Annotated in this window: 15 protein-coding genes; 13 read left to right on the top strand and 2 right to left on the bottom strand. The window is 72.2% G+C overall.

The features are described from left to right. Nucleotides 1-485: M15 family metallopeptidase (locus tag E1212_RS23995; RefSeq protein ID WP_203417152.1), on the top strand; the 485-nt coding region annotated here is incomplete at its 5' end. A 50-nt stretch (nucleotides 486-535) separates the two neighbouring features. Continuing rightward, complete coding sequence (locus E1212_RS23990) at nucleotides 536-1429, top strand: sugar phosphate isomerase/epimerase family protein (protein WP_420814422.1); 894 nt, start codon at nucleotides 536-538, stop codon at nucleotides 1427-1429. A 180-nt stretch (nucleotides 1430-1609) separates the two neighbouring features. Here E1212_RS23990 and E1212_RS23985 read toward each other — a convergent pair whose 3' ends face one another. Next, a complete protein-coding gene (locus E1212_RS23985) occupies nucleotides 1610-2086 on the bottom strand; it encodes a hypothetical protein (RefSeq protein WP_131987152.1) in 477 nt (158 codons plus the stop codon). Between the two features lie 306 nt (nucleotides 2087-2392). Here E1212_RS23985 and E1212_RS23980 point away from each other — a divergent pair, with 306 nt between their 5' ends. From E1212_RS23980 to E1212_RS23935, 10 genes are all read left to right on the top strand, one after another. Then, entirely contained in the window at nucleotides 2393-3001 is a 609-nt protein-coding gene (locus E1212_RS23980; protein WP_203417151.1) for a TetR/AcrR family transcriptional regulator, read from the top strand. A 60-nt stretch (nucleotides 3002-3061) separates the two neighbouring features. Next, the gene (locus tag E1212_RS23975) at nucleotides 3062-3811 is read left to right on the top strand and encodes an ABC transporter ATP-binding protein (RefSeq protein WP_131987150.1); all 750 of its coding nucleotides are present in this window, start codon (nucleotides 3062-3064) and stop codon (nucleotides 3809-3811) included. Then, nucleotides 3808-4536 carry an ABC transporter permease gene (locus tag E1212_RS23970; protein ID WP_131987148.1) on the top strand — a complete coding sequence of 243 codons (729 nt, stop codon included), beginning with the start codon at nucleotides 3808-3810 and terminating at the stop codon, nucleotides 4534-4536. The genes E1212_RS23975 and E1212_RS23970 overlap by 4 nt, the downstream gene beginning before the upstream one ends. Before the next feature lie 56 nt (nucleotides 4537-4592). Continuing rightward, nucleotides 4593-5504, top strand: coding sequence for a proline dehydrogenase family protein (locus E1212_RS23965; RefSeq protein ID WP_131987146.1), 912 nt, complete (start codon nucleotides 4593-4595; stop codon nucleotides 5502-5504). Beyond that, entirely contained in the window at nucleotides 5501-6307 is an 807-nt protein-coding gene (gene proC / locus E1212_RS23960) for a pyrroline-5-carboxylate reductase (protein ID WP_131987144.1), read from the top strand. The genes E1212_RS23965 and proC overlap by 4 nt, the downstream gene beginning before the upstream one ends. Before the next feature lie 7 nt (nucleotides 6308-6314). Next, on the top strand, nucleotides 6315-7493 hold the full coding sequence (locus tag E1212_RS23955) for an acetoin utilization protein AcuC (RefSeq protein ID WP_131987142.1): 1179 nt from the start codon (nucleotides 6315-6317) through the stop codon (nucleotides 7491-7493). A gap of 202 nt (nucleotides 7494-7695) precedes the next feature. Then, on the top strand, nucleotides 7696-7914 hold the full coding sequence (locus tag E1212_RS23950; protein ID WP_026874627.1) for a helix-turn-helix domain-containing protein: 219 nt from the start codon (nucleotides 7696-7698) through the stop codon (nucleotides 7912-7914). 104 nt (nucleotides 7915-8018) lie between these two features. Then, a complete protein-coding gene (locus E1212_RS23945) occupies nucleotides 8019-8120 on the top strand; it encodes a 30S ribosomal protein bS22 (protein ID WP_074946526.1) in 102 nt (33 codons plus the stop codon). Between the two features lie 67 nt (nucleotides 8121-8187). Beyond that, entirely contained in the window at nucleotides 8188-9222 is a 1035-nt protein-coding gene (locus tag E1212_RS23940) for an NAD-dependent epimerase/dehydratase family protein (RefSeq protein ID WP_203417150.1), read from the top strand. 49 nt (nucleotides 9223-9271) lie between these two features. Continuing rightward, nucleotides 9272-10126: a lysophospholipid acyltransferase family protein gene (locus E1212_RS23935; protein ID WP_420814421.1), complete on the top strand. Its 855-nt coding sequence runs from the start codon at nucleotides 9272-9274 to the stop codon at nucleotides 10124-10126. Here E1212_RS23935 and E1212_RS23930 read toward each other — a convergent pair. Continuing rightward, nucleotides 10123-10992 (bottom strand): HAD family hydrolase, encoded by an 870-nt coding sequence (locus E1212_RS23930; protein ID WP_131987138.1) that lies wholly within the window; start codon nucleotides 10990-10992, stop codon nucleotides 10123-10125. The two genes, E1212_RS23935 and E1212_RS23930, sit on opposite strands and share 4 nt — an antisense overlap. A 47-nt stretch (nucleotides 10993-11039) precedes the next feature. Between E1212_RS23930 and E1212_RS23925 the strand changes: the two genes are divergently transcribed. Then, nucleotides 11040-11306 (top strand): glutaredoxin family protein, encoded by a 267-nt coding sequence (locus E1212_RS23925; protein WP_131987136.1) that lies wholly within the window; start codon nucleotides 11040-11042, stop codon nucleotides 11304-11306. The last annotated feature ends 5 nt before the right edge of the window (nucleotides 11307-11311 follow it).

Genomic DNA, 11311 nt, shown 5'->3' with positions numbered 1-11311 from the left:
CACCGACACCCACGCCCACCCCGGCGCCCGCCGGCTTCCCGCCGGTCGAGGGATGCGCCGCGACCCTCCCCGGCGACGGCGTGGGCAACGGCGAGCTCGGCGACGAGCACCTGTGCGCCATCGGCGAGGGCCACCTGCTGCGCCCCGACGCCGCCGCCTCGTTCGTCGCCCTCGACGCCTTCTACCGCGCCGAGACCGGTGAGGGCCTGATCGCCTGTGTCACCGACTCCTATCGCAGCTACGCGGCGCAGGTCGACGTGTACGACCGCAAGCCGGGCCTGGCCGCGTACCCGGGCACCAGCGAGCACGGCTGGGGGCTGGCGATCGACGTCGGCTGCGGCGCCAACTCGTTCGGCGGCGCCCTGTACGAGTGGCTCGACGACAACGCCGACGACTTCGGCTGGGAGAACCCCGACTGGGCCCGGCCCGGTGGCAGTACGCCGGAGCCCTGGCACTGGGAGTTCGACCCCGATTCCGTGACGTGAGCGCCGTACCGGCGACACACGGGACGCTTACCCTTGGGAGCGTGTCCGAACTGCGCCAGAGTGCCTCCGGGGTACTTCGTGTTCCCGAGGCGCCCGTGGGGCTGTCGACGGCCGCCACCTACCCGCAGGGAGCGGCCACGGCGTTCGAGATGGCGGCGTCGCTCGGCTACGACGGCGTCGAGGTCATGGTGTGGACCGATCCGGTCAGCCAGGACATCGGCCAGATCGAGCGGCTGTCCGATCGCTACGGCATGCCGGTGCTGTCCGTGCACGCGCCGTGCCTGCTCATCACCCAGCGGGTCTGGTCGCCCGATCCCACCGTGCGGCTGACGAAGTCGATGGAGGCGGCGCGGCGGCTGGGCGCGTCCACCGTCGTCGTGCACCCGCCGTTCCGCTGGCAGCGCGAGTACGCGCGCGGGTTCGTCGAGCTGGTGGCCCGGCTCGAGGACGAGTTCGGCATCGACGTCGCCGTCGAGAACATGTACCCGTGGCGGGCTGCCGGCCGCGAGGTGGCCGCCTACGCGCCCGACTGGGATCCCACCGACGAGGCGTACGAGCACATCACGCTCGACCTGTCGCACGCCGCCGTGGCCGGCATGGACTCCTTGCAGATGGCCGAGGCCCTCGGCGACCGCCTGGCCCACGTGCACATGACCGACGGCACCGGCTCGGCCCGCGACGAGCACCTGATCCCCGGCCGCGGCAACCAGCCCTGTTCGGCGGTGCTCGAGCGGCTGGCCCGCGTCGAGTGGTCCGGGACGGTGATCCTCGAGGTCAGCACGCGGCGGGCGCGCAACACCGCCGAGCGCGAGGCCGACCTCGCCGAGGCGCTGGCATTCACCCGGCTCAACCTGGCCGCGTCCGTCGAGACGGCGTTCGCGGTGGGCGCCGATGGGACGGCCGAGATGGTCGCCCGCGGGTCCGCGGGCGAGCTGACCCCGTAGGTCGACCGCACCCCGTCGTGTCACGGACATGCGAAGAGCGCCGAGGGCGATGCCCCCGACGCGGGTCGTTGGTCGTGCTCACCGAGCAGCACGGGGGAGATTGCCGCAGGAGAGACTGGCAATCTCCGCCCCGTGCCCTCAGCTCAGAACGCCGGGCCGTGAGGGCGCCGGAGTCCGGAATCAGCCCTGCGGGAGCAGCTGCGTGCCCTCGGGGAGCAGCTCGAGCAGCTGGTCCTGGGTGAGGTCCTCGAGCGCGACACCCTCGGGCAGCAGGCTCTGCAGCTGCTCCTGGACGTCGGCCGGGATCTCCTCCGAGCCGTTGCAGGCGGCGTAGTCGCCGGCCTGCGAGCCCAGCAGGACGTTGAACGGGCCCTGCCAGAACCAGGGGAGGATGCAGGCGTTGTCGCCGATGCTGCTGCCCTCGCCGTCGTCCTCGGACGCGCCGTTGCACGCCGAGTACGAGCCGTACTGGTCCTCGACCATGACGTTGAACGGGCCCTGCCAGAACCACGGCAGGATGCAGGCGTTGTTCAGGACGTCGATCTCCGGAAGGGAGTCGACCACCTGAACCTCCGTGGCCTGCGCCGAAGCGCCGAGGCCCATGGAGGCGGCGAACGCCACACCAGCGACGATGGCGCCGCGCAGTACGTTCTTCACCAGAATACTCCTTGAATGATCACGCGTTGTGTTGCGGTCGGGTGGTGCTTGATGCGCATCAGCACGAAAGCATTGGCGGGACGACGGTGTATGTCAAGCGTGTTGTCGGAGAGTCACCCGATTGGTGTGACTCGCGCTGTCACAGGCCGCCTGTACAGGCGTTTCGTGCCGGTTCTGTCCGTTCTGAGGTGGGTTCTCGGCAATTCCGCGACATCGGTCCAAAGAATGCGACAAGGGATTACTCGTCCCCGCCGTGAAGAGTGGGCGCCGTCGACTTCGATGGCGGGCGGATAGGATGCCGGAATTGTGGGGAAGGTTCTGAAGGGACGGGCCGGGCGGCGTCGCGGCGCGCCCGACACCAAGGGCGAGATCCTCGCCGCCGCGCGCACCGTCTTCGGCGAGCGCGGCTACGACGGCGCCACCATGCGCGCCATCGCGGCCGCCGCCTCCGTCGACCCCGCGCTCGTCCACCACTACTTCGGGACCAAGGAGAAGCTGTTCCTGGCGGCGATGGAGATCCCGTTCGACCCCGCGGTCATCGCCGACTCGATCGCGAGCAGTGCGGCGGGCGCCGGCATCGGTGAGCGGGCCATCCGCACGTTCCTCGGCGTCTGGGGCGACCCGGCCGGCCGTGCGCCCATGCTCGCGCTGCTCCGCTCGGCCATGCAGCACGAGACGGCCGCGCGGCTGCTGCGCCAGTTCGTCTCCCGCGCGATCCTCGGCCGGGTGCTGGTGGGCTTCGAGGGCGTCCCCAACGGCGTCCTGCGGGCCGAGGCCATGGCGTCGCACCTCATCGGCCTGGCGATCATCCGCTATGTGGTGAAGCTCGAGCCGATCGCCTCCGTGTCCGAGGACGAGCTGATCGAGCTGGTCGCCCCCGTCCTGCAGCAGTACTACGACGGCGCCTTCGAGTAGCCGGTCGGCGATCCTCGCAAGCCCTTGACGGGGACCGCTCCCGCCAGCATTATTCAACACATGATGAATTACGCGGCGGACGACGGGCCGCCGGCCATCACGATCCGCGGTCTGCGCGTCGCCCGCGGCGCGCAGACCGTTCTGGACGACTTCGACCTGGACGTGCGGCGGGGCAGCCTGACCGGGTTGCTCGGGCCGTCGGGCTCGGGCAAGTCGACGCTGATGCGCGCCATCGTGGGCGTGCAGCGCACCGCCGGCGGGACGGTCGAGGTGCTCGGCCGTCCCGCGGGCGACAGGGAACTGCGCGACCGCGTCGGCTACGTCACCCAGGCGCCCAGCGTCTACGCCGACCTCACGGCGCGGCAGAACCTGCGCTACTACGCCCGCGTGCTCGGCGCGCCGATCTCCGACGTCGACCGCGCGATCGAGCAGGTCGACCTCGAGTCGCACGCCGACCATCTGGTCGGGCGCATGTCCGGCGGGCAGCGCTCGCGGGTGTCGCTGGCGACGGCGCTGCTCGGCGAGCCCGAGGTGCTGGTGCTGGACGAGCCGACCGTCGGGCTGGACCCGGTGCTGCGGGTGCAGCTGTGGGAGCTGTTCCACCGGCTCGCGGCCGACGGCGTCACGCTGCTGGTGTCGAGCCACGTCATGGACGAGGCCGAGCGGTGCGAGCGGCTGGTGCTGCTGCGCGACGGCGCCCTGCTCGCCGACGACACCCTGCCCGCGCTGCTGGCCCGCACCGGCGCTGCCGACGCCGAGGGCGCGTTCCTGGAGCTCATCGAGAAGGCGGACTCGGAGGTGTCGTCATGACCCCGCGCATCACGCTGGCCACCGGAGCCCGCGTCCTGACCCAGCTGCGGCACGACCCCCGCACCATCGCGCTCATGCTGGTCGTGCCGAGCCTGCTGCTGGCGCTGCTGTGGTGGATCTACGACGGCGGCATCGTGTTCGACCGCATCGGGCCGGCCCTGCTGGCGATCTTCCCGTTCCTGGTGATGTTCCTGGTCACATCCATCGCGACGCTGCGCGAGCGGACGTCGGGCACGCTGGAGCGGCTGCTGTCGATGCCGACCGGCAAGCTCGACTTCCTGCTCGGCTACGCCGTGGCGTTCGGCACGGTCGCACTGGTGCAGGCGCTGATCACGGCGTCCGTGGCGATCGGGCTGCTCGACCTGGACACCGCCGGACCGGCCTGGCTGCTCGTCGCCGTCGCCGTGTTCGACGCGCTGCTGGGCGTGGCGCTCGGGCTGTTCGTCAGCGCGTTCGCGTCGACGGAGTTCCAGGTCGTGCAGTTCATGCCGGCGCTGATCGTGCCGCAGTTCCTCCTCTGCGGCCTGCTGGTGCCACGGGACCAGCTGCCGGCTTTCCTCGAGGCGGTCTCCGACGTGCTGCCGCTGTCGTACGCCGTCGACGCCATGAGCGAGGTGCAGCAGAGCGCCGACCCGGCCGTGTGGGGTCAGATCGGCGTCGTGCTGGGCTTCTCGGTCGCGCTGCTGGCGCTGGGCGCCGCCACGTTGCGCCGCCGCACTCCCTGACCTTCGTTGCCGTACCCTGGCGGAAGTCCGGCACGCGCGAAGGAGAGGGCACCGCCTTGGCAGCATCGCGGAGCGATCGGCTGCGGCACACGGTCGAGCGCCTCCCGCTGACTCGCACCGTCGTCGCCCGGTACGTCGCCGGGACGGAGCAGAGCGACGCCGTGCGGGTCGCCGGCGAGCTGACCGGCGAGGGGCTCGCGGTCACCATCGACCACCTGGCCGAGGACACCCGCGACCGCTCGCAGGCCACCACCGTCGCGCAGGCCTACGTGTCGCTGCTCGAGGCGCTGCACAAGGCCGAGCTCACGCCCGACGTCGAGGTGTCGGTGCGGCTGTCCTCCCTCGGGCGGGCGCTCCCGGCCGACGGCGAGGCCATCGCGCTCGAGAACGCGCGCCAGATCTGCCAGGCGGCGGCCGACGCCGGCACCACCGTCACGCTCGACATGGAGGAGCACACCACCGTCGACTACACGCTCGACGTCCTGCGCGAGCTGCGCCAGGACTTCGCCGACGCGGGGGTGGCGCTGCAGGCCGGCCTCAAGCGCACCGAGGCCGACTGCCGCGACCTCACCGGCCAGGGCTCGCGGGTGCGGCTGTGCAAGGGCGCCTTCGACGAGCCCGAGACGGTGGCGTTCCGCGACCGCGGCGAGATCGACCGGTCGTACGTGCGCTGCATGAAGGTGCTGTTCGCCGGCGACGGCTATCCCATGATCGCCACGCACGACCCCCGGCTGGTCGAGATCGCCGGCTCACTGGCCGCCCGGCACCGCCGCGAGCAGGGCAGCTACGAGTACCAGATGCTCTACGGCATCCGCCCGCGCGAGCAGCGGCGGCTGGTCCTGGCCGGCGAGCGGGTCCGCGTGTACGTCCCGTTCGGCCCGCAGTGGTACACGTATCTGGTCCGGCGGCTGGCCGCGCGGCCGGCCAACCTGGCCTTCCTCCTGCGATCGGTGGCGAGCTCCAGATGACGGTGGCGGTCCTCGGTGTCGGCGTCATGGGCGAGGCGCTGCTCGCCGGCATCCTGCAGGGCGGGCGTCCCGTCGCCGAGGTGCTGGCCGCCGAGAAGCGGCCCGAGCGGGCGGCGGAGCTGACCGAGCGCTACGGCGTCGAGGTCGTCGGCAACGCCGAGGCCGTGAAGCGCGCTGACACCGTCCTGTTCGTGGTGAAGCCCTACGACATGGGGCCGCTGCTCGACGAGGTCGCCGCGTCGGCCCGGCCCGGGCAGCTGTTCGTGTCGCTGGCGGCCGGCATCACCACGTCGTTCGTCGAGGCGCGGCTGCCCGGCGGTGTCGCCGTCGTGCGGGTCATGCCGAACACCCCGGCGCTGATCGGCGAGGGCATGGCCGCCGTGTCGCCCGGCTCGAACGCCGGCGAGGAGCATCTGCGCGAGGCCGAGGACCTGCTGCGCTCGACCGGCCGGGTGACCCGGGTCCCGGAGAAGCACCAGGACGCCGTCACCGCCGTCTCCGGCTCCGGCCCCGCGTACGTGTTCTACGTGGTCGAGGCCATGATCGAGGCCGGTGTCCACCTGGGCCTGACCCGCGCCACGGCCACCGAGCTGGTCGTGCAGACGCTGGCCGGCTCGGCCGCGCTGCTGCGCGACACCGGCGAGCACCCGACCGTGCTGCGCGAGCGGGTCACCTCGCCCGGCGGCACGACGGCGGCGGCTCTGCGCCGGCTCGACGACGGCGGGGTGCGCGCCGCCTTCCTGGGCGCCCTCGAAGCCGCCCGCGACCGCTCGCGCGCGCTGTCGTCCGGCGAGCCGGTCTGACGGTCCCATGCACACCGTCCACGTGGCCTGGTCCGACGCGCTGATCGACTACGACTTCGGCCCCGGTCACCCGCTCAACCCGGTCCGCGTCGACCTCACCATCCGGCTCGCGCGCGAGCTGGGCATCCTCGGCGCCGACGGCGTGCACGTCGAGGCGCCGGCCGCTGCCGACGACGAGCTGCTACGGACGGTGCACACGGCCGGCTACATCGACGCCGTCAAGGCGGCATCGGCCGACCCGGACACCGTCGACTTCGCCCACGGCCTCGGCACCACCGACGACCCCTGCTTCGCCGGCATGCACGAGGCCAGCGCCCTGGTGGCCGGCGGGACGGTGGCGGCGGCGCGGGCGGTGTGGTCGGGAGCCGCGGCGCACGGCGTCAACGTGGCCGGTGGGCTGCACCACGCGATGCCCGGCAGCGCCTCCGGGTTCTGCGTCTACAACGACCCCGCGCTGGCGATCCGGGCACTGCTGGACTCCGGTGCCGAGCGGGTCGCGTACGTCGACGTCGACGTCCACCACGGCGACGGCGTCCAGGCCGTCTTCTACGACGACCCCCGCGTGCTGACGATCAGCCTGCACGAGACGCCGCGCACCCTCTTCCCCGGCACCGGCTATCCGGACGAGACCGGCGGGCCGGGCGCCGAAGGGACCGCCGTCAACGTCGCGCTCCCGCCCGGGACCTCCGACGCCGGCTGGCTGCGCGCCTTCCACGCCGTCGTCCCGCCGCTGCTGCGCGCGTGGGAGCCGCAGATCCTGGTCACCCAGCACGGCTGCGACTCCCATCTCGAGGACCCCTTGGCGCATCTGGCGCTGACCCTCGACGGGCAGCGCGAGTCCTACCGGGTCCTGCACGACCTCGCCCACGAGCTGTGCGACGGCCGCTGGGTCGCCACCGGCGGCGGCGGTTACGCACTCATCGAGGTCGTGCCGCGCGCCTGGACCCACCTGCTGGCCATCGCGGCCGAGCGGCCGGTCGACCCGGTGACGCCGACGCCGCCGGGCTGGCGGGCGCACGTGTCGTCGCGCTACGACCGCACCCCGCCCCAGCGCATGACCGACGGCGGCTCGACCACCTTCGCCGACTGGTCCTCGGGCTACGACCCCGCCGATCGCCTCGACCAAGCCGTCCAGGCCACCCGCACCGCGGTCTTCCCGGCGCACGGTCTGGACCCGCTGTACTGAGGTCGTTCGCCGTCCCCCTGCTGTGCCCGTGATCATCGGCGATCACCCACGTCATGGCACCGGCACTCTCACCCGCGACCGGCACGGATCAAACGTCACGAGAACGGATCAATCCGGGCCCTGGACCGGTTCACTTCTCGATCCCCCTTTCCCATCTGTCACATCCGCCACTACGATTCATCCCACACGACGTGGAGGAGCGATGACGACCAACGGACCCGAGGCACCTCTGGGAGAGGTGCGCTTCCTCACCGTCGCCGAAGTGGCGACGGCGATGAGGGTGTCGAAGATGACGGTGTATCGCCTCGTCCACGCGGGTACGTTGCCAGCGGTGCAGGTGGGCCGCTCGTTCCGTATTCCGGAGAGCGCGGTGCACGAGTACCTGCGCGAGTCCTATGTCCGCGGGATGCAGGCCGGCTGAGTCCGCGAGTCACCCTGATTGGACGATGCCCCCGGTCAGCCGGGTAGGCTTGGCCGGTCGCGCGGCTGGCGCGCGGCAACCATACGTGCGAGTGAGGGTGCCCTGTGGGCTCTGTGATCAAGAAGCGCCGCAAGCGGATGGCGAAGAAGAAGCACCGTAAGCTCCTGCGCCGTACGCGCGTGCAGCGTCGCCGCATGGGCAAGTAGGTCTTTTCGCGGCCGCGCGGGGGTGGTGTCTCGCGCGGCCGGGCTCGACGGGGAGAGCGGGACGCGAGTGTCCAGGGTTGTGATGGTCGTCGGCGTCGCTCGGCATCTGGGCGCCCGGCTGGCCGCGCGCCTCGCGGCCGAGCCCGGCATCGACCGGGTCGTCGGGGTCGATCTCGTGGAGCCGGCCGAGAGCATCGGCGCGGCGGAATTCGTGCGTGCCGACATCCGCACGTCCGACGTCGGCCGGGTCATGGACCGGGCCGCACCCGACACCGTCGTGCACATGAACATCCTCGCGACGCGGGCCGACGCCGGAGGCCGCACGCCGCAGAAGGAGATCAACGTCATCGGCACCATGCAGCTGCTGGCGGCGTGCCAGCGCTCGGCTTCGGTGCGCAAGGTGGTCGTGAAGTCGTCGACGACGGTGTACGGCTCGGGTCCGCAGGCGCCGGCGTTGTTCGCCGAGGACATGGTGTCCGGCGCGTACACACGGCGCGGCTACGAGAAGGACGCGGGCGAGGTCGAGGCGTACGTGCGCGGGTTCTCGCGCCGCCGGCCCGACGTCGGGGTGACGATCCTGCGGTTCGCGAACGTGCTGGGCCCTGACATCCGCACCGGGCTGACGGAGTACTTCGTGCTGCCCGTCGTGCCGGTGGTGCTGGGCCGCGACCCGCGTTTCCAGCTGGTGCACGAGCAGGACTGCGTCGACGCGCTGCGGGTGGCGACGGTCGAGCACCGGCCGGGCATCTTCAACGTGGCCGGCGACGGCTTCCTGGTGCTGAGCCAGGCGCTGCGGCGGGCCGGCCGGCCCATCGTGCCGCTGCCGACGCTGGGGTCGCCGTTCGTCGGCGGCATCCTCAGACGCACCGGCGTCGTCGACATGGACTCCGCCATGGTGCGGTTCCTGACCTACGGCCGCGGCGTCGACACCACCCGCATGCGCACGCAGCTGAAGTTCGACCCCGTCTACAGCACGGTCGCCACGTTCGACGCGTTCGCCGGGGCCCGCACCCGCGGCGGCCTGCTCGACCGCGACCGCATCCGCGCCGTCGAGCACACCCTGCGGGGCGTCCTGACCGGTGAGGACACCCGTGGCCGATAGTCCGCTCCCCGGTCTGCTCGACCGCGTCGCCGCCGCGGCCGGCCGGGCGCTGCGCGACCACCTCGGCGTCGACGGCGAGCAGATCGACAAGCTGGTCGCGTTCGCCGGACGCCGGCTGACCGGCGAGTTCGAGGTCGACCCGTTCGGCTTCGACCCGGAGCTCACCGAGACGGTGCTGCTACCGATACTGCGCCCGTTCTACCGGCACTGGTTCCGGGTCGAGGTGCGCGGCATCGAGCACGTCCCCGACTCCGGCGCGGCGCTGGTCGCGGCCAACCACTCGGGCACGCTGCCGGTCGACTCCCTGATGACGCAGCTGGCCGTGCACGACACCCACCCGAAGGCCCGGCACCTGCGCGCGCTCGGCGCGACGCTGGTCTTCCAGCTGCCGTTCGTGTCCGACCTCGCCCGCCGCAGCGGCACCACGCTGGCCTGCAACGAGGACGTCGAGGCGCTGCTGGGCAACGGCGAGCTGGTCGGCGTGTGGCCCGAAGGCTTCAAAGGCGTCGGCAAACCGTTCTCGCAGCGCTACAAGCTGCAGCGGTTCGGCCGCGGCGGGTTCGTGTCGGCGGCCCTGCGCACCAAGGCGCCGATCATCCCGTGCTCCATCGTGGGGGCTGAGGAGATCTACCCGATGATCGGCAACGCCGAGTCGCTCGCGCGGCTGCTCGGGCTGCCGTACTTCCCGCTGACGCCGACGTTCCCCTGGCTCGGGCCGCTGGGCCTGGTGCCGCTGCCGTCGAAGTGGATCATCGAGTTCGGCGAGCCGATCCGCACCGACGACTACCCGCCCGGCGCCGCCGACGACCCCATGGTGGTCTTCGAGCTGACCGACCAGGTGCGCGACACCATCCAGGCCACGCTCACCGAGCTGCTCGAGCTGCGCGGCCCGGCGTTCGGCTAGCGCTTCTTGCGCGCGGCGACGATCCCCACGGCGGCACCGGCGACGGCGCCCGTCCCGGCGGCCAGCCCGAGCGTCGTGTTGCGCCGGCGGGCCCGGTAGTCGCGGATGCGCCAGCCGCGCTTGCGGGCGTGCCGGCGCAGCTTCCGGTCCGGGTTCACCGCGCACGGGAAGCCGACCAGCGAGAGCATCGGGATGTCGTTGGCGGAGTCGCTGTAGGCCGAGCACCGGCCGAGGTCGAGGCCCTCGCGCTCGGCCAGCGACCGCACGGCGGCCGCCTTGTCCTCGCCGTGCAGCAGGTCGCCGACCAGCCGGCCGGTGTAGGTGCCGTCGACGTGCTCGGCGACGGTGCCGAGCGCGCCCGTCAGCCCCAGCCGGCGGGCGATGATCGTCGCGACCTCGACCGGCGCCGCCGTGACCAGCCAGACCCGCTGCCCCTGGTCGATGTGGAGCTGGGCGATCGCCTGGGTGCCCGGCCAGAGCTTGTCGGCCATGAGCTCCTCGAAGATCTCTTCGCCGACCCGTGAGAGCTCCTCGACCGAGCGGCCGGCGATGAACGACAGCGCCGCCGCCCGGGCCTCGACGATGTGGTCGGGGTCCTCGGCGCCCAACGCGAACTGCAGCTGCTGCCGCCCGAACCGGAGGATGTCGCTGGTGCGCAGCAGACCGCGCTGGTGCATGCCGCGGGCCAGGTAGAACAGCGAGGCGCCGCGCAGCACGGTGTTGTCGAGATCGAAGAAGGCCGCCGCCCGGGCATCGGAGGGCAGCTCGATGCCGGCGATCGCCTCGGCGGTGCTGGCCGCGACGTCGGCCCGCGCTCGTTCCGTCGCGGCCCCGGTCCGTTCCCTGCGCAAGCGCAAACCCGGCATGGTCGCCAAGAGTAACGGCGCCGCGCGCTTGCGTACGGTTGAGTTCCATGACGGACACGAACACGGATCCCGGCGCGCGGGTGCTGCTGCTCGGCAAGCCCGGCTGCCACCTCTGCGACGACGCCCGGACGGTCGTCGAGGCGGTCTGCGCCGAGCTCGGAGTCGGGTGGGAGGAACGCAGCATCGTCGGCGAACCGGAGCTCGAGCGGCGCTACGGCGAGCAGATCCCCGTCACGTTCGTCGACGGTGCTCAGCACGACTTCTGGCGGGTCGACGCCGACCGGCTGCGCCGCGCTCTGACCGGCGGCTTATAGAACAT

The sequence above is a fragment of the Jiangella ureilytica genome (assembly GCF_004348545.1).
In the GTDB taxonomy this organism is placed as follows: domain Bacteria; phylum Actinomycetota; class Actinomycetes; order Jiangellales; family Jiangellaceae; genus Jiangella; species Jiangella ureilytica.
The sequence above is the reverse complement of the archived record's forward strand: the minus strand, read 5'-3'. Positions and strand labels throughout refer to the sequence as shown.